This window comes from Rhizobium leguminosarum, from assembly GCF_001679785.1.
Taxonomy (GTDB): domain Bacteria; phylum Pseudomonadota; class Alphaproteobacteria; order Rhizobiales; family Rhizobiaceae; genus Rhizobium; species Rhizobium leguminosarum_R.
In genome coordinates, this window is the sequence record NZ_CP016293.1 from 210,605 (window position 1) to 232,277 (window position 21,673).

Annotated in this window: 19 protein-coding genes; 9 read left to right on the plus strand and 10 right to left on the minus strand. The window is 62.8% G+C overall.

From position 1 onward, the window contains the following. Positions 1-71 precede the first annotated feature (71 nt). From BA011_RS40565 to BA011_RS40595, 7 genes are all read right to left on the minus strand, one after another. Positions 72-881 (minus strand): inositol monophosphatase family protein, encoded by an 810-nt coding sequence (locus tag BA011_RS40565; RefSeq protein WP_065284956.1) that lies wholly within the window; start codon positions 879-881, stop codon positions 72-74. Continuing rightward, on the minus strand, positions 881-1,885 hold the full coding sequence (locus BA011_RS40570) for a LacI family DNA-binding transcriptional regulator (protein WP_065284957.1): 1,005 nt from the start codon (positions 1,883-1,885) through the stop codon (positions 881-883). The genes BA011_RS40565 and BA011_RS40570 overlap by 1 nt, the downstream gene beginning before the upstream one ends. Continuing rightward, entirely contained in the window at positions 1,869-2,648 is a 780-nt protein-coding gene (locus BA011_RS40575; protein ID WP_065284958.1) for a glycerophosphodiester phosphodiesterase, read from the minus strand. The genes BA011_RS40570 and BA011_RS40575 overlap by 17 nt, the downstream gene beginning before the upstream one ends. Beyond that, positions 2,648-3,703 (minus strand): ABC transporter ATP-binding protein, encoded by a 1,056-nt coding sequence (locus BA011_RS40580; protein WP_065284959.1) that lies wholly within the window; start codon positions 3,701-3,703, stop codon positions 2,648-2,650. Before BA011_RS40580 ends, BA011_RS40575 begins: the two co-directional genes overlap by 1 nt. Continuing rightward, entirely contained in the window at positions 3,703-4,545 is an 843-nt protein-coding gene (locus BA011_RS40585; RefSeq protein WP_027667108.1) for a carbohydrate ABC transporter permease, read from the minus strand. The genes BA011_RS40580 and BA011_RS40585 overlap by 1 nt, the downstream gene beginning before the upstream one ends. 2 nt (positions 4,546-4,547) lie before the next feature. Further along, positions 4,548-5,849, minus strand: a complete 1,302-nt coding sequence (locus BA011_RS40590; RefSeq protein ID WP_065284960.1) for a carbohydrate ABC transporter permease — start codon at positions 5,847-5,849, stop codon at positions 4,548-4,550. 173 nt (positions 5,850-6,022) lie between these two features. Beyond that, positions 6,023-7,369 (minus strand): extracellular solute-binding protein, encoded by a 1,347-nt coding sequence (locus BA011_RS40595; protein WP_065284961.1) that lies wholly within the window; start codon positions 7,367-7,369, stop codon positions 6,023-6,025. 247 nt (positions 7,370-7,616) lie between these two features. On the opposite strand from BA011_RS40595, the gene BA011_RS40600 reads away from it, so the two are divergent. Beyond that, the gene (locus BA011_RS40600; RefSeq protein WP_065284962.1) at positions 7,617-8,075 is read left to right on the plus strand and encodes a YbaK/EbsC family protein; all 459 of its coding nucleotides are present in this window, start codon (positions 7,617-7,619) and stop codon (positions 8,073-8,075) included. A gap of 84 nt (positions 8,076-8,159) precedes the next feature. After that, positions 8,160-9,170 (plus strand): Tim44 domain-containing protein, encoded by a 1,011-nt coding sequence (locus tag BA011_RS40605; protein WP_065284963.1) that lies wholly within the window; start codon positions 8,160-8,162, stop codon positions 9,168-9,170. 27 nt (positions 9,171-9,197) lie between these two features. Here BA011_RS40605 and BA011_RS40610 read toward each other — a convergent pair whose 3' ends face one another. Then, on the minus strand, positions 9,198-10,229 hold the full coding sequence (locus BA011_RS40610) for a hydroxyacid dehydrogenase (protein ID WP_065284964.1): 1,032 nt from the start codon (positions 10,227-10,229) through the stop codon (positions 9,198-9,200). Between the two features lie 278 nt (positions 10,230-10,507). On the opposite strand from BA011_RS40610, the gene BA011_RS40615 reads away from it, so the two are divergent. From BA011_RS40615 to cydX, 7 genes are all read left to right on the plus strand, one after another. Continuing rightward, complete coding sequence (locus tag BA011_RS40615) at positions 10,508-11,107, plus strand: HupE/UreJ family protein (protein ID WP_065284965.1); 600 nt, start codon at positions 10,508-10,510, stop codon at positions 11,105-11,107. A 295-nt stretch (positions 11,108-11,402) separates the two neighbouring features. Continuing rightward, positions 11,403-11,981, plus strand: a complete 579-nt coding sequence (locus BA011_RS40620) for a GbsR/MarR family transcriptional regulator (protein WP_024320112.1) — start codon at positions 11,403-11,405, stop codon at positions 11,979-11,981. A gap of 4 nt (positions 11,982-11,985) precedes the next feature. Next, positions 11,986-13,731, plus strand: a complete 1,746-nt coding sequence (gene cydD, locus BA011_RS40625) for a thiol reductant ABC exporter subunit CydD (protein ID WP_065284966.1) — start codon at positions 11,986-11,988, stop codon at positions 13,729-13,731. Next, the gene (locus BA011_RS40630) at positions 13,728-15,419 is read left to right on the plus strand and encodes an amino acid ABC transporter ATP-binding/permease protein (protein ID WP_065284967.1); all 1,692 of its coding nucleotides are present in this window, start codon (positions 13,728-13,730) and stop codon (positions 15,417-15,419) included. The genes cydD and BA011_RS40630 overlap by 4 nt, the downstream gene beginning before the upstream one ends. Before the next feature lie 76 nt (positions 15,420-15,495). Continuing rightward, positions 15,496-17,076: a cytochrome ubiquinol oxidase subunit I gene (locus BA011_RS40635; protein WP_065284968.1), complete on the plus strand. Its 1,581-nt coding sequence runs from the start codon at positions 15,496-15,498 to the stop codon at positions 17,074-17,076. Between the two features lie 6 nt (positions 17,077-17,082). Continuing rightward, positions 17,083-18,237, plus strand: a complete 1,155-nt coding sequence (gene cydB / locus BA011_RS40640; RefSeq protein ID WP_065284969.1) for a cytochrome d ubiquinol oxidase subunit II — start codon at positions 17,083-17,085, stop codon at positions 18,235-18,237. A 120-nt stretch (positions 18,238-18,357) separates the two neighbouring features. Further along, positions 18,358-18,480 carry a cytochrome bd-I oxidase subunit CydX gene (gene cydX, locus BA011_RS40645; protein WP_017957645.1) on the plus strand — a complete coding sequence of 41 codons (123 nt, stop codon included), beginning with the start codon at positions 18,358-18,360 and terminating at the stop codon, positions 18,478-18,480. Positions 18,481-18,524: 44 nt separating this feature from the next. Here the strand turns inward: cydX and BA011_RS40650 are convergent, their stop codons facing one another. Both BA011_RS40650 and BA011_RS40655 read right to left on the minus strand, forming a co-directional pair. After that, on the minus strand, positions 18,525-20,528 hold the full coding sequence (locus BA011_RS40650; protein WP_065284970.1) for an aldo/keto reductase: 2,004 nt from the start codon (positions 20,526-20,528) through the stop codon (positions 18,525-18,527). 38 nt (positions 20,529-20,566) lie between these two features. Beyond that, entirely contained in the window at positions 20,567-21,649 is a 1,083-nt protein-coding gene (locus BA011_RS40655) for an ABC transporter ATP-binding protein (RefSeq protein ID WP_065284971.1), read from the minus strand. Positions 21,650-21,673: the final 24 nt, after the last annotated feature.

The following is a 21,673-nucleotide window of genomic DNA, read 5'->3' on the forward strand; positions in this document are numbered from 1 at the left end:
GCGTTCCGTAACTTTCGGGCAAGTTCGCAGTCTCAGAAGTCGGGCGGATCCCGTCTCCGGGAGTGGTCTATCTATAGCCCCTCAATGTCGAGGATGAAGGCGAATTCGCCGGCAAGCCCCGGCGAATGGGCGATGACGGGTCCGCCCTGCGCAAGCAGCCTGTCAACCGGCGGCATCGCCACCATCGCGCCCGCCTCTTCGGCGATCAGCGCGCCGGCGAGCATGTCCCAGGCATTGAGGTGGCGTTCGTAGTAGAGATCGGCGGCACCCTCGGCGACGCGAACGAGGTCGATGGCGGCCGCGCCCATGCGGCGATAGTCCATGCCGCGTTCATGAAGCCGCTTGGAGAGCGCGAGATGGTCGTCGAAGCTCGTCTTGCGGGAATGGCCGAGAATGACAAGCGCATTGGCCGGATCGGCGGTCGCAGCCGCATGCACCGGAAACCCGTCCTTGAAGGCGCCGCCGCCGCGGACGGCGTGAAAGACCTTGTCTTCGGCCGCGTCGTAAACCACGCCGATCTCAACCTTGCCGTCGGCGACGAAGGCGATCGAGATGCCCCAATGCCGGAAGCCTCTGATATAGTTGGTCGTGCCGTCGATCGGATCGACGACCCAGGTGCCGGCCTTGCCCGATCGCCCGCCGCTTTCCTCGCCCATGAACATATCGTCCGGAAAGCGCGAGAGCAGGCCGTCGCGGATCGCCTGCTCGGCCCTTCTGTCGGCGATGGTGACGAAATCCTGCAATCCCTTGTTCTCGACGGCAAGCGAGCCGGGGGCAGAGTCGCGCCGAAACCGGGCCGTTTCCCGCCCGACCTCGAGGGCAACGGTGATCGCGGCCCCCGCCCGTGCGCGGATGGCGGCGGCATCGAGTGCGGAATTCATCAGGCGGTCCTTCTTCTGATCAGTGTCACCGGCGTGAATTCCACACGCGCCGTCAGGTCCGGCTCGACGATGCGGCTCATCAGCAGGTCGACCGTCTTTTCAGCCTGAAGGTCGCAGGGTTGACGGATGGTCGTGAGATCGTAAGCGGTCCAGCTCGCCTGGGGAATGTCGTCATGGCCGATGATGAAGAGCGGCGGCGCATCATCGCGGCCGCGGCCCTGCATGACGCGGTCGATGACGCCGCAGGCCATGTAGTCGTTGGCGCAAAACACTCCGTCTATGCCGGATGCGGAAAGTTCGGCGGCCGCATCATAGCCGCTTCGGTAGTCGTTTATTTTGAGATGCAGAAATTCCGGCTCGACGCCGAGCTGCTTGCAGCGTGCCACGAACGCCTCGCTGCGCCGCCGCGCCGTGTAAGATATGGTGGGTGCGGCCATGACGGCGGGCTTTCGCACGCCGCTGTCGATCAGGTGGCTGGCGGCGAGATGGCCGGCCATGCGGTCGTCGGAAATGATGCGGTCGACGAAGGGAATGTCGTTGCCCTTGTTGATCAGCACGATCGGCACGCCCTCGGCCGCGCATTGCTCGCAGATCCCGGTCGGCGGCGCGTCCGATGTGACGATGACGCCTGAAACGGCGTAATGCAGCAATTGGCCGATGACTGTCGAGGTATCCGCTTCCGGCGAGGTCGGGAGCAGGATGGGGCGGAAATTGCGGGCGAGCAGCACTCTTGCCAGATTCTCGATCTGCAGCGTGCGGAACGGATTGTCGAGGCCGGCGGCGACGAGGCCGACAAGATCGGAGCGTTTGTTGGTGAGGCTCCGGGCAAGATAATTCACCCGATAGCCGAGTTCCTTGGCGGCCTGATAGACCTTCTCGCGCGTTTTCGGCGAGACACTGGCATCCGGCGTGAAGGCGCGCGACACGGCGGCGCGCGAGACGCCGGCCACACGCGCCACGTCGAAGGAGGTTACTTTGCGCGGTCCCTTATCCTTGTCTGCCAACTGCTTTTTCCTTGACCGCCGATGGCCGCATCAGATCGGGCAGATCCGTGCAAATGCCGAGAACCGGAAGCTTCATGAGGTCATCGAGAACAGCCGGCCGTTCCTCGTGCCAGAGCACGATCTCGCGGCCCGCATCGAAGGCGCGGCGCATCAGCGCGTCGGTCACCAGATCCTGCGGACGTTCGCCTGCCCTCTCCCAGCAGAGATGCAGGATATCGGCGCCGGCCTCGTCGCCGAGCGCATGCGGATCGTGGCCGACCCGGATCAACACCGAAAGCGGAAAATCGCAGGCCGCATCGCGGAGTTCGCGCACCTGCGCCGTATCGAAGGAGCCGAGACAGGCGAAACGCTGGTTCATCTCGGCAAGATGCCGCCAGCAGCGCATGCCGGTCCCAGGCGCCTTCAGCTCGACATAGAGGCCGGTTCCGGTCTCGCGGCCGAGTTCGGCGACTTCGGAAAAACTCGGAATGTCGACACCCTCGAGTGCGCCGAGTTCCGCCGCCGTCATTTCGGAAATGCGACGGTCAATGCCGAAGACGCGCTCGAGATGGTCGTCATGCGAGACGACGACCACGCCATCCTTGGTCAGCTGCGTGTCGAGCTCCCACATTTCCGCGCCGAGTTCGGCGGCTCGGCGGAAAGCAGTGATCGTGTTCTCGCGTTCATGGCCGCTGGCGCCGCGATGGCCGATGCAAAAGGGAAGCCGGCCCTTGCCTGACGGCCAGCCGTAATGCTCGAAAAATGCCGAGAAATCGCGGGTCATCAGAGCCTCCTGCCATTTTCGTCGAAGATGAACACGCCGCGGCTGTCGATCGCCCAGCGGACGTCGTCGCCCACATGGATATCGCTGCGCACCGGCTGGATCGAGCGCAGCAGCGGTCCGCCGGCGAGAGCCACGTCGTAGAGGTTCTCGCGACCCTGTGTTTCGGCAAAGGTGACCTTGCCCGGCACGGCGATGTCGCCTGCCGGCGTAAAATGCTCCGGCCGGACGCCGAGCATCAGCTTCGTGCCCTCGGCGGCGCCGACAGAATCCGGCAGCGGCACGCGGATCTCGCTTTGCGGGATGATGAAGGCGCCCTTGTCCACGACGCCGCGCAGGAAGGTGATCGGCGGATTGCCGAGAAAGCCGGCGACGAAGGCGGTCTTCGGATCATTGTACATTTCGGCCGGCGTGGCGATCTGGACGATCTCGCCTTCCTTCATGATGGCGATGCGGTCGCACATGCTCATCGCCTCCACCTGGTCATGGGTGACGAGGATCGCGGTGATGCCGGTCTCGCGTTGCAGGCGGCGGATTTCCGATCGCATTTCGAGGCGCAGCTTGGCGTCGAGGTTGGCGAGCGGCTCGTCGAGCAACAGCACATCCGGCTTGCGGATCAGCGCGCGTGCCAAGGCCACGCGCTGCTGCTGGCCGCCGGAAAGCTCGGCCGGCCTGCGGCCCATCAGGTTGCCGATCTGAACGAGGGCCGCGATGCGGTCGACTTCCTTGCGGATCTCGGCAACAGGCATGCCCTTCACCTTCAGCGGAAACCCTATGTTCTCGGTAACCGTCATGTGCGGATAGAGCGCATAGGACTGGAAAACGACGCCGACATTGCGGGCCTGGCTCGGCAGGTCCGTGACGTCGCGATCGCCGAAGAGGATGCGTCCGCCGGTCGGCCGGTGGATACCGCAGACCGCAAACAACGTCGTCGACTTGCCGCAGCCGGAAGGACCGAGCAGCGCCAGCATCTCGCCGTTGCGGACTTCGAGCCGCATGTTCTCGATGACCTTGGTGGAGCCGAAGCTCTTCGAAAAATTGTCGAGGAGGATGCGCATCAGCCTTTGCTCCCGCCGCCGTAGATGTTCATGAGGTATTTATTGAAGAGCGCGTAAACGAGCAGCACCGGAACGAGGTAGAAGACGCCGACCGCTTTGAACATGTTGAAGTCATAATTGTTGTCGTCGGCGAGGAAGCCGGCCAGATAGACCGAGAGTACCTGCACCTGGTTACCAGGCGCCAGCACCTGCGGCAGGATGAATTCGCCCCAGCCGGAAAGGAAAGAGAACAGGCCGAGCGCCATGATGCCGGGCTTGACCTGTGGCAGCACGAGGCTGCGCCAGACCCGGAAACGCGAGGCGCCGTCGACGACGCCGGCCATTTCGATTTCCCAAGGCACGGTGTCGTAGAAGCCCTTCATCAGCCAGATGCCGAGCGGCAGGTCGATCGCCGCCTTCACCAGGATGACGCCGATCAGCGAATTGTAGAGGCCGATCATCTGCAGTACGATGAAGATGGCGATGATCAGCGTCACCGACGGGAAAGCATGCAACACCATGACGCCGGCAAGGAAGAAGCCACGCGCCGGCACGTTCAGTCGTGACAGCACGTAGCCCGCCATCGACGAGACGATGAGCACGAGGCTGGTGGTGCAGGCGGCAAAGAGCAGCGTATTCACAGTCACCTGCCAGATGTTTGCCTTGCCCTCTGTCGTCTGCCACAGGAAGCGCCAGTGATTGAGCGTCAAGCCGGAGGGCAACAGCGCGTCCGCCTGCTTCACGGTCACGGTGTCGAGGAAGAGATAGACATACATCAGCAGCAGTGGCAGGCTGACGATAGTCAGCGCCGTTATGACAGGCCAGCTGCGGTAATTTGCCGAGGGCTGCGATCGTTCGGCCATGGTCAATCCTCGATCAAGGGCTTGGCGACAAGCGTGCCGTAGCTGAAGACGCGCAGATAGAGGAGCGACATCGCCACGCCGATGACGACGAGCACCAAGGCCATGGCGGCACCCAAGCCGTATTCGAGGTTGCCGGCATAGTTCCTCAGCGCAGTGTGATAGGCCGACAGCGCCCAGACCTCGGTCGCATTGCCCGGTCCGCCATTGGTCGCAAGCAGGATTTCATTGAAGGAGGCAAGCAGCGACAGCGTCTGATAGCAGGTGACGAAGAGGATCGGCCAGCGCATCTGCGGCAGGATGATGTAGCGGATCTGCTGCCAGCGGGAGGCGCCGTCGACCTCGCTCGCATAGAACTGGCTTTTCGGAATGGCCTTCATCGCCGAGGAGAAGACCAGCATGCCCATCGAGGCGCCGATGAAGCCGTTGATCAACACGACGAAGAACCAGGCGTTGTAAGCGTTGTCGAGAAGATAGTTCTTCGGCGGATAGCCGAATTTTCCCATCAGGATAGAGATGAATCCGCTGTCCCAGGCGAGCCACTTCCACAACATGACGTAGATGACGACGGGCGTAATGCGCGGCAGGAGCCAGATGCCGCGGAAGATCGAGGCAGGCGTCGGCGGCATGTAGTGCGTCAGGATGGCGAGCAGCAGCGCATAACCGACATTGAACAGCATCAGCACCAGCGCAACGTAGAGCACTGTATTGAAAAGCACACGTGCCATGTCGGGCGAGGTGGCCATGCGTGAGAAATTGTCGGTCGTCCAGGTCCAGCCGGTATAGGTGACCCTCGCGACGGTTTCCTTCTGTTCCGGGGTGAGCTTGAATCCCAGACTGTCCAGTGCCGAAAAGAGCTGCTCCTTGCTGTCGAAACGGGTGTTGAGGACGGAGCGGTTGAACTGTTCGGAGATCTGCTTGACCTCGCGTGTCGAAGGTCGCTCGGCAAGATCCTTGATCATGCGCTCGACGTCGCGGCGTGTCGGGAAGACCTCACCTGTATGCTTGGCGCGCAATTCCGCGGCAATTCCCGGCGCAAGCCCGAGGCCCTCGACGGCCTTTAGGCCTGCATCGTCGATCGTGTAGCGCGGTTCAGCCATCTCGGCTGCGATGTCTGGCATCGCCGACTTTAGCGCGATCAAAGAATTGGGCGCGATCTGGTAGACACCGCCTGATATGCCGGTCGCCGTCGTCATGCTGGTCATCGAAAAGACCGCCGTCAGAACGACCGGCATCAGGAAGAAAAGAACGATCATGATCGCCGCAGGCGCGATCATCACCAGTCCGAGCGTCCTGGACGATTTCATGGAAGCCTCCTCGCGGACCGACCGGGCAGCGTTGCCGCCGCCCGGAAGAGTGCTTCGATCCTAGAGCATGATGCCGAAAAGTGTGAGCGGTTTTCGGACGACATCATGCTCTAACCCTTTAATTTAGAACAGGATTCAGATTTCAGGCCGAGCCGGCCTGAAATCTTCCTGTTCTAGCGGATGACGATCTTGTCGCCGAGCGTGCTCTTCAGCTCGCTTTCGGCGTCACCGATCGCGGCATCGACGGTCTTGGCGCCAGTCCAGGATGCTTCGAGGTTCTTCCACATGATGTTCCAATATTTGCCGAAATCGGAATTGTTCGGCATCGCATTGGCATGCGGCAGCAGGCGCTCGGTGGCTTCGCGGGTCCAGCGGTCGGCCGAGTAGAAGTCCACGGTGGCTTCCGACTTGGAGATGCCGAGATGGGCCGATTTGACCGCATGCAGCGCGTTGGTGCGCGGCTCGGAAGCGATCTTGACCAGCTGGGCGGCGATCTCGGTGTCTTCCTGGTTGTGACCTGCGGTCAGCAGGTAGACGAGCGGATGGGTCAGCGTGTTGGCCTTGCCGCCTTCACCGGCGGGGATCAGCGTGAAGATCACGTTGCCGAAGAAGTCCTTCAGGCCTTCCTGGTTGACGAGGCGGGCATAGTGCCAGGTGCCGCCGTCCCAGATGCCGGCCTTGCCGGTAGCGACTTCCTTCCACCACTGGTCGCCCGGCATGCCGATGTGGTTCTTCTTGGTAACACCGGTCTTCACGGCATCGGCGAAGAACTGATAGGTGCGGGTCATCGCGCCCTTGTCGAAAACGAGCTTGCCGCCTTCTTCCATCGTGCCGCCGAAGCTGGTGTAGAACTGCCAGTAATCAGGGCCGTTGCTGGGGCGCGGATAGAAACCGTAGCCGGCCTGGACGAGGCCCTTGTCCTGCATCTTCTTGGCGTCTTCGAGCAGGTTCTTCATGGTGTACTTGCCGTCCTGGACGCTCTGCGGCAACGCATCCAGATCGGCGTCGCTGTAACCGATCGCCTTCATGTAAGGCTTCCAGAAGAACATCGGACGGGATTCGGAGTCCTGCGGGATGCCGTAGACGGTGCCGTTATAGGACGCGATCTGCAACAGGTTTTCATAGATGTCGCTGAGCGGCCAGGAGTCGAGATCGACATAATCCTCGATCGGAACGATCAGCCCGGCCTGCGACCAGGGTGCGATGTCTTCATGGCCGCTGACGACGATATTCGGAGCGGTCTTGGCTTCGGCGGCAAGGGTCAGCGCCTGCTTGAAGTCCTCCCAGGCCGAATAGGGCTTCTTCTCGACGGTGATCTTCAGCTCTTCGCCCTTCAGGGCGGCTTCACGCTGCAGCTGCTGGGCTGCGATCTCGATGGCGTCGAGGCGATAGACGTCGTTCGGGCCGGTACCGCCGGCCCAGACGCTGATGTGAACGTCCTTGGCGAGTGCAATTGCGGAGGTCGAAGCCAGGATCGCGGCTGCGACGGCAAGGGATTTCAGTGTCGGCAAAATGGTCATCTTCTTCGTCTCCCTAGAAGAGCAGTGTGAGGCCTCTTGACGGGTCAGCACTGCTGATGATGACCGCTCCGAAACCCCACGAAAACGTGGCGTATCCCGCTCTAGGGGTTGAACGTAACGGCCGAATGACAAAATTGAGCACGTGTGCAAAATTATTATGACAATGTCCGCACGACTTGCAAGCGGCGGTTTTTGACAGGCGTCTTTTACGCTTCAAATTGCGTATTTCCTGGGCTAGCATCGCGTCATGAGCCTTGAATCTGTCCGCACCTTCCTGCGCGCCCACGCACCCGATATCGAAATCATCGAAACCGCCGAGAACTCCTCGACGGTGGCGCTTGCCGCCGAAGCCCATGGCGTCGAGCCGGCCCAGATCGCGAAGACGATCTGCCTGCGTGTCGGCGAGCAGATGATGCTGGTCGTTGCCGGCGGCACGGCGCGGCTCGACAATCGCAAGTTCAAGGACACCTTCGGAGCCAAGGGGCGAATGCTCGATGCCGAAGAGGTTGTGGCCGTGACCAGCCATCCGGTTGGCGGCGTCTGCCCCTTCGGCCTGCCCTCGCCGTTGCCCATCTATTGCGATATCTCGCTGAAACGCTTCGATGAAGTCGTGCCGGCCGCCGGCTCGACAAACTCGGCCGTGCGCATCGAAACCGAACGGCTGGCGGAGCTGACCGGCGCCAGCTGGGTCGACGTCTGCCAGTAATGGCGCCGAAGAGCTTCACACTTGGGAAAGAGTCCCTATATTACATCTCGACATGCCGTGATTGCGCATGACAGGAGATCAGGAATGCCGAGTGCCGTTTCGCGTTTTGCCAAGATCGCGGCCATTGCCGCTCTGACGAGCGCTACTGTTTTTGCTTCCCTTGACGATGCCGAGGCGCGACGCGCCGGCAGCGGCGGTTTCGGAAGCCGCGGCACGCGCACCTTCCAGGCACCGCCTGTCACCAGCACCGCGCCTGGGACCGCAGCACCGATCGAGCGATCGATGACGCCGCGTTCGCAGACCACCGCACCTGCTACCGCGCAGCAGCCTCTCGGCGCCCAGCGCCCCGGTTTCTTCGGCGGCTTCGGCCGTTCGATGATCGGCGGCCTGATTGCCGGCGGTCTTCTCGGCATGCTGCTCGGCCACGGTTTCGGCGGTGGCTTCGGCTTGCTCGGTATGTTGCTGCAGATCGCGCTGATCGGCGGCGCCGTTATGCTCGCCATGCGTTATTTCGCCAACCGCCGCCAGCCTTCCTACGGCGTCGGCGGCGGCCAGAGCCGATCCTATCCGCAGTCTTATGGCATGTCGCCCGCCAGCAACTCGTCCTTCCAGATCCCGGCGATCGGGTCGGGCGGCGGTTTCGGCGGGCAGCCGCGCGGCAATCGGCCGAGTGACGAGATCGGGCTGGCGCAGGCCGATCTCGATCAGTTCGAGGAATTGCTGACCCAAGTGCAGACCGCTTACGGTGCCGAGGATTACGGCACGTTGCGCCGGCTGACGACGCCCGAGGCGATGTCCTATCTCGCCGAGGAGCTTGGCGAAAACGCCACCAACGGCGTGCGCAACAGCGTCTCCGACGTCAAGCTGCTGCAGGGCGATATTGCTGAGGCTTGGCGCGAGGACGGCCAGGAATATGCGACACTCGCCATGCGTTATTCCTCGATCGACGCGATGGTCGAACGCGACAGCGGCCGCCTGGTTTCTGGCGACGACCAGCGTCCGAGCGAAAGCACCGAGGTTTGGACCTTCGTGCGCAAGTCTGGCGCCGATTGGAAGCTTGCGGCGATCCAGGGTGCCGAGCAGCGCGCCGCTTGATGCGGCGCTCAAAACCAATGCTCTGTTTTAATTCACCGCGACCGGTTTGGAACGCATGCGGGAGACCGTCTCGCGTTCCGCCCGTTTGCAACGCATCGGCGGCAGTCCGCGATCCATCAGGTCCATGTCTTCCAGCACCATGTCGCCCATCTTCTTGAAGGCGCTGTCGAGGGCGCCAGCCCTATGCGCCGAGCGGATGAAACCTCTCAGGCTCCGCACCGGATGATCGGGCGGCAGCGGTTCTTCAGGGTAGACGTCGCTCGCCGCGACGATGTGGCCTGAGGAGACGGCCGCCATCAGCGCATCGAAATCGACGACATCGGCGCGGCTGAGCAGGATGAAGGCCGCGCCCCTGCGCATGCTGGCGAAAGCCTCGGCGCCGAGAAATCGCCTGTTCTCGCTGGTGACGGCGGCGGCGACGAAGACGAAATCACTCTTCGTCAGGACGTCCTCCATGCTTGCCGGCTCGACACCGTTTTCCTCAAGGATCGATTGCGGCAGCCAGGGGTCGAATACGCGGATGCGCGCCCTGAAGCCGGAAAGCACCCGGCGCAGCGCCTTGCCGAGATCGCCGAAGCCAACGATGCCGATCTCGGAACCGGCGAGCAGCCGCGCACTTGCATTTCCCTCCCCTCCCCAGAGTTCGTTGCCCTGGCGAAAAGCGACATCCGCGTCGACGATGCCGCGCGCCAAGGCCAGGGCGAAACCGAGACCGATTTCGGCGACCGGTTCGGCAAAGACCTGCCCTGTCGTGACGACATGGATACCGCGCTGGAAGAGCACCTCATAAGGCATGTTGTTGAGCAGATTGCTTTCGACATTGAGGATCGAGCGCAAGGCCGGCATACGTCCCAGCGTGTCCGCCGAAAGCGGCGGCTGGCCGATGATATAGCGCGCCTTGCCGAGGATTTCGTCGCCGAGCCCGGCGATGTTCTCGGGATCGGCCTCGACGATCTCGTATTTCGCATGCAGTTCGGCGCGCGCTTTGTCGCTGAAAATCAGATCGAGCGTGCGCGGCTCGGGAGCGCTGATCGCCAGCGGTAGTTCGGTATTCGTCATGGGCGTCTCCTCCATCGCGGCGGTTCGCGCCGCCTCTGCCGGACGATTGATAGCCTCTGTGCGGAGTTGTTTCCAGTTCGATCTTGAGGCGTGGCGCGCCGGGATAAGCTATCGAAAGTGGCATCTGCCTATCAGATAAGCAGTTGAATTGGCTGGGTATTTCATGGCATTTTCGTTGACGGCGCGAATTCTTTGAACTAGCGTGATGCGCGCGACTTGAAACCATGCCTGTGTTCGGCGACCGCGGGATATTCGAAAACTCACGAGGGGAATGAGCAATGAAATCAGCAATCAAGAGCGGCCTGCTTGCCTTGGCTGCCGCAGCGCTTCCAGCCGTCGCCTCGGCCCATCCCGCTATCGGCGAAGCTGCCGGCTTCAGCCATGGCTTTGCCCATCCGATGTCTGGCCTCGATCATGTCCTTGCCATGGTGATGGTCGGTGTTTTCGCATTTCAGCTCGGCGGCCGCGCCACCTGGCTCGTGCCGACGACCTTCGTTCTGGTGATGGCACTCGGTGGTGCTCTCGGCGTTGCCGGCATCAATGTTCCCTTCGTTGAAATTGGCATCGCGCTTTCCGTCGTCGTCCTCGGCGCCATCGTTGCGCTCCACGTCAAGGCGCCGCTGGCTGCAGCACTCGGCATCATCGGTCTCTTCGCCGTCTTCCACGGTCACGCACATGGCGCCGAAATGCCGGAAAATGCCGCTGCTGCCGGCTATGCTGCCGGTTTCATGGTCGCGACCGCACTGCTGCATGTCGCCGGTCTCGCCCTTGGTTATCTCATCGGCCGCGCTGGCGAACGTCAGGGCCTCTTCGTGACGCGCACGGCCGGCGGCATTGCGACGATTGCCGGCGTCGGCATCCTGACCGGCTTGATCTAAGCCGGGCCGCATTCCTGAAACCTGGGCGGCAGCGATTGCAGGCCTAACATCTCAATCCGACAGAACGCCCGGCATGCGTAACGCATCGCCGGGCGTTTCTGCGTCATCGCTGCAAACCGCTACGGACTTGACCCAGGTCAAATCCAGCGACGTCGCACCCGGCTATATCTAGCCAACGATCAACGAATGGACATCCAAATTGACGCAGGGCTGCCTTGCCGATTGCCGGCGAGACGCGAAAGTCATTATAGTGATTTCAGAAATTTCTGAAATTACAGACGCAACGGAAACGACCATGAACCTTCCGCCTCTCGTTCAGTCCTTCGTTCTCCACTTCGGTGAAATGGGGTCCCGCTGGGGAATCAACCGCACGGTCGGCCAGATCTATGCCCTGCTCTTCGTCTCGCCCGCGCCGGTCTGCGCCGAGGAAATCGCCGAGTCGCTCGGCATCTCGCGCTCCAATGTGTCGATGAGCCTGCGCGAACTGCAGGCCTGGAACCTCGTCATCCTGAAACACAAGCCGGACGACCGCCGCGATTTCTTCACCACGCCTGATGATGTCTGGCACATATTGAGGACGCTTGCCGAGGAGCGAAAGAAGCGCGAAGTCGATCCGACGCTGTCGGTTCTGCGTGAGATCCTGATGCAGCGGCCGGCGAGCGATGCCGAGCGGCATGCGCAGCAACGGATGAGCGAGATGCACACGCTGATCGAGCAGCTGACGCATTGGTATGAAGACGTAAAACAACTTGAAACAGAAAGACTCGCAACGCTACTCTCGCTGGGCGCGAAAGTGACCAAGCTTCTGGAGGCCAAGGACCGGGTCGTTTCGCTCGGCCGCAGCCGCCGGCCAAATCCAGCGAACAAGAGTTAGCGCCATGGGCACTGCATTCTTCGACGCGAAGGACAGACGGGGCGCCGAGCCGGTGCCGGACGGCGATACAGTCTCGTCTGTCACCGGCCCCGATGATGCGAAAGGTGCGCTGCGCAGAGCGGCAATGCTGCAGGCGCTGGCTGCTGCCGTCTGGATCCCGCAGGCCGCATTGCTGGCCGTCTCGGTCGGCCGCATCGCCGATGGCGGCGGATTGCATGACGTTCTCTGGCCCGCCCTCGGTATCCTCGCCCTCGGATTTGCAAGAAGCTGTGTCGATGCGGCTGGCGGCCGCCTGGCTTTTCAAGCCGCCCGCGCCGAACTCAGCCGCCTACGGCAGATCGCCGCCGCGGCACTTTCCATGTCGTCGCCGGTCGATCGCGGCCGGCCTGCCTCCGGCAAAGCCGCAAGTGTCATTGGCGAACAGGCCGAACTGATCGTGCCTTATCTCGCCCGTTTCCAGCCGGCACGGATGAAGGCGAGCCTCGTGCCGCTCATTATCCTTGCCTTCATCCTTCCGGTCTCCTGGATCGCTGCGCTGGTTCTGCTGTTCGCCGCGCCGCTGATCCCGATCTTCATGGCGTTGATCGGCTGGCGCGCCCAGGCGGCCAGCGAAAGACAACTCGTGGCGACCGGTGGCCTCAACGGCTTCCTGCTCGATCGGCTGCGCGGACTGGCGACCATCCGTGCGCTCGACGCTGTCGATGCAACGGCACTCCGCCTGCGGTCGGAGGCGGAGTCTCTGCGTGCGCGCACCATGGCGGTGCTGAAGATAGCCTTCCTGTCCTCGGCGGTGCTCGAGCTTTTCGCCGCGCTCGGCGTGGCGATGATTGCCGTCTATGTCGGCTTCAGCCTGCTCGGCGAGATCCGCTTCGGCACCTGGGTAGGCCGGCTCGACCTGACGGAGGGACTGTTCATCCTGCTGCTCGCACCGGCCTTCTTCGAGCCTCTGCGCGAGCTCTCGGCTGTCTGGCACGATCGGGCGGCCGGCGAAGCGGCGCTGAAGGCGCTGGGCACCCTCGCTGCCGGCGGCCTGTCCATCCGAGGAACAGCCGCGGTCGCGCCAGCGGCATCTGCCGTCGCCGAAACGCCGGCCCTCCGTCTTGAGAATGTCGATTTCCGCTACAACGCCGCCGAGCCGTTGATCCTTGACGGTTTCAACCTCGATATCGCGGCCGGCGAACATCTGGCGCTTCTTGGCGCCAGCGGTTCCGGCAAGTCGACGCTTCTTTCGCTGATTTCAGGACTGGCGCCCTGCACCGGCGGACGCGTCGTCATCAGCGGCATCGAACTCGCGGATGACAGCGCCCATGCCTTGCGCGCCAGCATGGCATGGATCGGCCAGAGACCGCATATTTTTGCGGGGACCATCGCCGGCAATATCGCGCTCGGCAGGCCCGGTATCCTGCGCGGCGACGTGGCGGATGCGCTCGACGCCGCCAGGCTCGGAAAAGTCGCCGCCGCCTATGGCAACCGGCCGCTCGGCGAAGGCGGGATCGGGCTTTCCGGCGGCGAGGCGCTGCGGCTGGCGATCGCGCGGGCGGCCTGCAATCCGCATCTCCGGATCATCCTGGCCGACGAGCCGACCGCACATCTCGACGCCGCCACCGCCGCCGAGGTGACCGAGAGCCTGCTTTCGCTCGCCAGGGGCCGCACTTTGATCGTTGCGACCCACGATCCGCTGCTTGCCGCCCGCATGCATCGCACCATGCGCGTCGATGCCGACATCGTTATGAGGGAGGCCGCCGAATGAGCGGATTTGCTGCGGACCTCAAGCCTATCCTGCGCCTGTTCGTTGCCGAGCGCCGGCGTGCGCTGCTGCTTGGCGCAGCACTTTCGGCGGCGACGGTGACCGCCGGCATCGCCCTGCTCGGCCTGTCCGGCTGGTTCATCACCGCCACCTCGCTCGCCGGCCTTTCGGCTGCTGCCGCCATAACCTTCGACGTCTTTGCGCCGTCAGCCGGCATCCGCCTGCTCGCCATCGTCCGTACGGCCGCGCGCTACGGCGAAAGGCTTGCGACCCATGACGCAACGCTCGACGTGCTCGCCGCCCTGCGCGAAAAGCTGTTTCGCGGCTTTGCCGAACCGGGTGCTGCCCTCGCCCTGCTCCATCGTCCCGCACGGCTGCTCTTCCGACTGACGGCCGATATCGATGCGCTCGATTCCCTCTACCTGCGCATCCTCGTGCCGGCCGCGGTGGCGATCGGTGCAGCACTGGCGGCAAGCCTCGTGCTGGGGCTGATGCATCCCCTGTTCGGCCTGTGTTTCGGCCTTTTTCTCGCCGGTGCCGGCCTCGGCCTGCCTGTCATCGCCGGGCGGGCGGCGCGCAAACATGCCCGCAGACGCGCCCATGGCATCGAGGCGCTACGGTCGCGGACGATCGATCTCGTCGCCGGCCAGACCGATCTGCTGATGGCCGGCCGGCTTGCCGCGCAGAGGGAGACGATTGCCGCGGCAGACCATTACTCCGCCCGGGCCGACGATCGGCTGAACCGCGTCGAAACCGCCCTGACATTCGGCTTCGGCCTCGTCTCGACCTTGCTGCTGACGGCTTCGCTGCTCGCCGTCGCAGCACTTGCGGAAACGAAGGCGATCACCGCCCCTGTCGCCGCACTCGGCCTGCTCGTCGCTTTTGCAGCAGTCGAACCCTTCGCAGCGCTGCGCCGCGGTGCCCTGGAACTTGGGCGGACGCTGCTCGCCGCAAGGCGCATCGCGCCGCGGCTTGCCGTCGCGGCGGCACCCGAACCATTGGCGGTGCCGTTGCCGGGACGCGCTTTTTCGCTGGCGAAGGTGTCAGCCTTCCATGAAAACTCCGCCGTGCCGGCGCTCGAGGATATCGACCTTGCACTTCAACAGGGCGAACGCCTCGCCGTCATCGGCGGCAGCGGCGCCGGCAAGTCGAGCCTGCTTGCTCTCCTTTCCGGCGAATTGCCGGCAATGACGGGAAATGTCGCCGCGATGACAGCGACGCTGCTGACGCAACGGACAGAACTTTTCGAGGACAGCCTGCGCGGCAACCTGCTCCTTGCAAACCCGGATGCGAACGAGGCCCGTCTTCTCGAAGCGCTCGCCGCCGCCGGCCTGCTTGCCGATATCGAGGCCATGCCGGGTGGGATCGATACCCGCCTCGGCGAAGGCGGGCTCGGTCTTTCCGGTGGCCAGTCGCGCCGGCTGGCGCTTGCCCGGCTCTTCCTGCGCGACACGCCGCTCTGGCTGCTCGATGAGCCGACCGAAGGCCTTGACGGCGCCACCGCCCGAGACGTGCTCAGCCGTCTGTCGGCCATGGCGGCGGGCCGCTCGCTGGTGATCGCCACGCATATCCGCCGGGAGGCTGCGATCGCAGACCGCATCGCCGTCATCGATGGCGGTCGCATCACAGAAATTTGGCGCCGCGGAGAGGCGGCGTTCGAAAAGGCGCTCGACCGGCTTCGGCCGGACTGAGCGAGACCGCATGCCCTCACGCGCCGGCCGGCGCTGAGGAACGCCCTGTACCCCGTGGGACCGTGGGAGAAAGACAATGGAACTAGATATCGTCGCGTTATCGCGCTTCCAATTCGCGCTGACGGCGCTTTACCACTTCCTGTTCGTGCCTCTGACGCTCGGCTTGTCCGTGGTGCTGGCGATCATGGAAACTGTCTATGTCATGACCGGCCGCCAGATCTGGCGGCAGATGACAAAATTCTGGGGCGGGCTGTTCGGCATCAATTTCGTGCTCGGCGTCGCCACCGGCATCGTCATGGAATTCCAGTTCGGCATGAACTGGAGCTATTACAGCTATTATGTCGGCGACATCTTCGGCGCGCCGCTGGCGATCGAAGGCCTGATGGCCTTCTTCCTCGAGGCGACCTTCGTCGGCCTGTTCTTCTTCGGCTGGGACAAGCTGTCGAAGGTCGGTCATCTGGTCGCCACCTGGGCGGTGGCGCTGGGGTCGAACTTTTCCGCACTCTGGATCCTGATCGCCAATGGCTGGATGCAGAATCCCGTGGGATCGGCGCTCAATCCGCAGACGATGCGCATGGAGATCACAAGCTTCTTCGACGTGGTCTTCAATCCTGTGGCCCAGGCGAAATTCGTCCATACGGTATCAGCAGGTTATGTCTGCGCCTCGATCTTCGTGCTCGGCGTCTCGGCTTGGTATATCCTCAAGGGCCGGCATATCGAGCTTGCCAAGCGCTCGATGACGGTCGCCGCCTCCTTCGGCCTTGCTTCGGCGCTTTCGGTCGTCGTGCTTGGCGATGAGAGTGGTTATCTCGCCACCGAAAACCAGAAGATGAAGCTCGCCGCCATCGAGGGCATGTGGAAGACCGAACCGGCCCCGGCCGCTTTCACCGCCTTTGGCTTCCCCGACCAGGAGGCGCGCGAGACGCATTTTGCCGTGCACATTCCCTGGGTCATGGGCCTGATCGGAACGCGGTCGCTGACCACAGAAATCCCCGGTATCGACAAGCTCGAACAACAGGCCGAAACCCGGATCCGCGACGGCATCAAGGCTTACGACGCGCTGATGCAGATCCGTGCAGTACCGGCACAGGACCAGGTTGCGCAGGAAGTGCGCACTTCCTTCGAGGATCTCGGCCATGATCTGGGCTACGCTCTTCTTCTGAAGCGCTACGTCGACGATCCGCGCCAGGCGACCGAGGAGCAGATCATTCAGGCTGCGCGTGATACGATCCCGCACGTGCCGACGCTCTTCTGGTCCTTCCGCATCATGGTTGGTCTCGGCATCTTCTTCATCCTGCTGACCGCCACCTTTTTCTGGCTGTCGGCGCGCCGCCATCTCGATAAGTATCCACTGCTTCTCAGAATTGCCGTGCTGGCGATCCCCCTGCCCTGGGTCGCCATCGAGCTCGGCTGGGTCGTCGCCGAGTTCGGCCGCCAGCCCTGGGTGATCGAAGGCGTGCTGCCGACGGCCGCCGCCGTCTCCAGCCTCGGCGCCGGCACCGTGCTTCTGACGATCATCGGTTTTGCGGCGCTCTACACGACGCTGATCGTCATCGAGATGGGCCTGATGATCAAGGCGATCAAGCAAGGACCGGAGCCGGACGACGAGCCGGAAGCGATTCTGATTTCCGAAACCCTCGTCCCGGCCGCGGAGTGACCTGCCATGATCCTTCACGAACTCTTCGACTATGAAACCCTGCGTCTCATCTGGTGGCTGCTGCTCGGCGTCCTGCTGATCGCTTTTGCGACGACCGGCGGCTTCGATCTCGGCGTCGGCACGCTTCTGCCTTTCGTTGCCCGGACCGATACGGAACGGCGCGTGGCGATCAACACCATCGGCGCCACCTGGGAGGGCAACCAAGTCTGGCTGATCCTCGGCGGCGGCGCTATCTTCGCCGCCTGGCCGCCGCTTTATGCGGTGTCCTTCTCCGGCTTCTATCTGGCGATGTTCGCGATCCTCTTCGCGCTCATCCTACGACCGGTCGGTTTCAAATACCGGTCGAAGCGGGAAAGCGCCAATTGGCGGAGCGGCTGGGATTGGGCTCTCTTTGTCGGCGGCTTCGTGCCGTCGCTGATCTTCGGCGTTGCCGTCGGCAATGTGCTGCAGGGCGTTCCCTTCCGCTTTGCCGACGATATGCGGATCTTCTACGAAGGCTCGTTCTTCGCCCTGCTCAACCCCTATGCGCTGCTCTGCGGCCTGCTTTCCCTAGCCATGCTGACGATGCATGGTGCGGCCTGGCTGGTGTTGAAGTCGAGTGGCCCGGTCGCCGAGCGCGCCAGAAGCTATGGCAGCATCGCTGCCCTTGCCGTCATCGTGCTTTTCGCACTCGGCGGTCTCTTCCTGTGGATCGGCGTCGGTGGCTATCGCATCACCAGCGATATCAGCCCGATCGGCCCCTCCAATCCGCTGCTGAAGACCGTGGCGCTGGAGAAAGGCGCGTGGCTTACCAATTACGCCGCCCATCCGTGGATGATCATCGCACCGGTCCTCGGCTTCGTCGGCGCGGCACTGGCCTTCATTGCCATGCGGGCCAGGCGCGAGGTCATGACGCTGCTCTTCAGCAAGGTGGCGATCTTTGGCATCATCTCGACGGTCGGCCTCTCGATGTTTCCGTTCATCCTGCCCTCCTCGCTCGATCCGCGATCGAGCCTGACGGTCTGGGATGCGTCCTCCAGCCACATGACGCTGTTCATCATGCTTGTGGTGACGGTGATCTTCCTGCCGATCATCTTCGCCTACACGGCCTGGGTCTACAAGGTTCTATGGGGCAAGGTCGATGAGAAGTCCATCGCCGATAAAAATAGCCACGCCTACTAGAGCGATTCAGTAGAACCGCTCTAACCTTTTGTTTTTGCGCAATTCCCGGCAAAAGCGTTTCGCGCTTTGCCTGGGAAAACCGCTTTGCACTTTTCTTGGTGCTCTCAGGGAGACGAAACAATGTGGTATTTTGCATGGATCCTCGGCCTGCCGCTGGCCGCCGCCTTCGCCGTCCTCAACGCCATGTGGTATGAGCTGATGGACGACGCGGCCAGGAAGAAAGCTTCCGAGCCGCGCAAGTAGAAAAAGCAAAGGGCGCGGTTCAAACCGCGCCCTTTGTTGTTACTTCAGCCTTCCAGCCACTTCACCTGATCGGGTGTCAGCTTGATGTCGAGCGCCGAGAGGCTGTCTTCCAGCTCGGCGACGGTGCGCGGCCCGATCAGCGGAATGACCGGGAAAGGCTGGGCAATCACATAGGCGAGCGCGATGTGGATTGGATGGCGGCCGAGCTTATTGGCAAGGTCGATAGCGCGGTCGCGGCGTCCGAAGTTGCGCTCGGAATACCAGACCCGGACGATCTCCTCATCGTCTCGCTTGTCGCGGCCGGCGCGGTCGGTAAAGAAGCCGCGGCCCTGGCTCGACCAGGCAAAGTTCGGGATCTGCTTCTCGTTCAGCCATTTCTTCCAGTCGTCATCGGAAGCGGCAACGCAGCCGGCCCAGATCGGGTCGAGCATCTCGGCGAGCGAGAAGTTGTTGGAAAGTGCTGCCGGCGCCGTCTTGCCGGTCTTTTTGGCATAGGCGATCGCCTCGTCGAAGCGCGCCCGCGTCCAGTTCGAGCCACCGAATATGCCGCGGATGCGTCCGCGCTTGACCTCGGCATCCATGGCATCGACGAACTCGCCGACGGGCACGTCGGTATTGTCGCGATGCATGAAATAGATGTCGACATAGTCGGTCTTCAGCCGGGAAAGCGACTGGTCGAGCTGCTTTGCGATCATATCGGGATAGCAAAGCGGCGAATGGGCGCCCTTGCCGATCAGCACGATCTCTTCGCGCGGCACCTTGCGGCTCGTGTGCCAGTCGCCGAAGATCGCCTCCGTCTTGCCGCCGCCATAGACATAGGCCGTGTCGAAGGCATTGCCCCCAGCCTCGTAAAAGGCGTCGAGCGTCAGCGAGGCGGCGGCGAAGTTCGGGAAGAACTCGAAGCCGAGTGTCACGACCGAGGCCGGCTTGGAAATGCCGGGAATTTGACGCTGCGGAACGCTGTTGCCGCGCGTGATCGCGCCGCCGGCAATGTTTGTCGTGCGTTTGCTGGCTTTTTCCACGCCGTATTCGAGGCCGACCGAGGCACGCCACTGGTCGAGCACACGCAGGTTTCCGATCGAATCTGCCCAGCTCATGCCAGGAGAGCTAAATTCGGTCTTGCCGGCGCGGATGGCATCGCCCGCCGCATCCGCTTCGAAGGAATAGAGCCAGCGATCCTCCCTGAGTTCGACGGTCTCCTGCTTGCCGCCCTTGAAGATCTCGATCTTGCCGACGCCGCCCTTGTGACCGGAGGCGAACCAGAAGTCCTGGACCTCGATCCGGCCCTCGGAGCCGATGATGCGCAGCACATTGTCCTGCTGCGCCATGATCGAGCAGGAGACTTCGGCGATGATCTCGTTCGGGAATTTGAGCACGGCAGATGCCCATTCATCGACGCCGCTCTCTCCGAGATGGGCGACGCCCGAGACCTTTTCCGGTTCGAGAAAGGCCTTCCCCTCCGCGGCGCCTGATATCAGCCTGGCCATTGAGACCGGATAACCGCCGACATCGAGAATGCCGCCGCCGGCGGTATCGTTGGCGAAAAGCCGGTGTTCCGGCTTATAGCTGCCCATGTTGAAGCCGAAGCTCGAGCGGATGATCCGAACGGTGCCGATGACGCCGCTTTTGACCAGCTCGACCAGCTTCTCCGTCTGCGGATGCACGCGGTACATGAAGGCCTCGCCGGCAAAAACGCCGGCTTTTTTCGCTTCGTAGTAAACCGCTTCGGCATCATAGGCCGAGAGCGCGATCGGCTTTTCCACCAGGACGTGCTTGCCGGCGCGTGCCGCCTTGATCGCCCATTCCGCGTGGCCGGTGTGCGGGACGGCGATATAGATCGCATCGATGTCCTTATCGGAGAGCAGCGCCTCGTAACCATCGACGATGCGGGCGCCGGGGAAATTCTCGGCAAGGCCCGGCTTTGCCGGATTGCGGGTGGCGATCGCCACCAGTCTTCCGGTGCGCGAATGGGCGACGCCGTCTGCAAAAGTGCGGGCGATGGTGCCGGGGCCGATGATGCCCCAGCGGATCGGTTGATCTGAAGTCATGGAAAATCCTCTTTCGTCTTTCTGTCCTGGGATTTGGTTCAGCGAAGCCGCTTGCCGGCACCGTCGAAAAGGAATGTGCGGTTGGCGGGAAGGCCGACCGTCAGCGTTTCGCGGTTGCCGGCGACGCGCGATTCCGGCCGCTCGATGATCAGTTGCTCGGGGCCAACGGTTGCGTAGATGTAACTGGTATTGCCGAGGTGTTCCGCGACGTCGATGGTGACGGTGAGGTCGGCATCGCCGGTGCCCGCATCGACGAAATGTTCGGGACGGATGCCGAGCGTCATTTTTGCACCGGGTTCAATGGGGTCGGTGACCGGCAGTGTCAGACGTGTATTGGCGTCGCTTTCGAGCGCAATCACTGCCCTGCCCGGCTGCGTCTCAACCACCGCAGCCTTGAGGAAATTCATCTTCGGCGAGCCGACGAAACCGGCGACGAACTGGTTTGCCGGATCATCGTAAAGGTCGAGCGGCGCGCCGATCTGTTCGATATTACCGGCGCGCAGCACGACGATCCTGTCGGCGAGTGTCATCGCTTCCGTCTGGTCGTGGGTGACGTAGATCATCGTCGTGCCGAGCTTCTTGTGCAGCCTGGAGATCTCCACGCGCATCTGCACGCGCAGTTCGGCATCGAGGTTCGACAAAGGTTCGTCGAACAGGAAGACCTGTGGTTCGCGGACGATGGCGCGGCCGATCGCGACACGCTGGCGCTGGCCGCCGGAAAGCTGCTTCGGCCGGCGTTTCATGAGTTCGGTGATCTGCAGGATCTCGGCGACATGGCCCACGCGCCGCTCGGTGTCGGCCTTCGGATTGCCGTTCATGCGCAGGCCGAAGCTCAAATTTTGCTCGACGGTCAGGTGCGGATAGAGCGCATAGGATTGGAAGACCATGGCGATGCCGCGATCGGCCGGCTCGACGTCGTTGACGACCCTGCCGCCGATCTGAAGCTCGCCTGACGTAATGTCCTCGAGGCCGGCGATCATCCTGAGCAGCGTGGATTTGCCGCAGCCGGAGGGGCCGACGAAGACGACGAATTCGCCGTCCTTCACCTCCAGATTGGCGCCGTGGATGATCTCAAAGCCGCCGAAGCGCTTGACGATGTTGCTGAGTGAAAGCTCTGCCATGCAGCCTCCCGATTATTTGCCCGA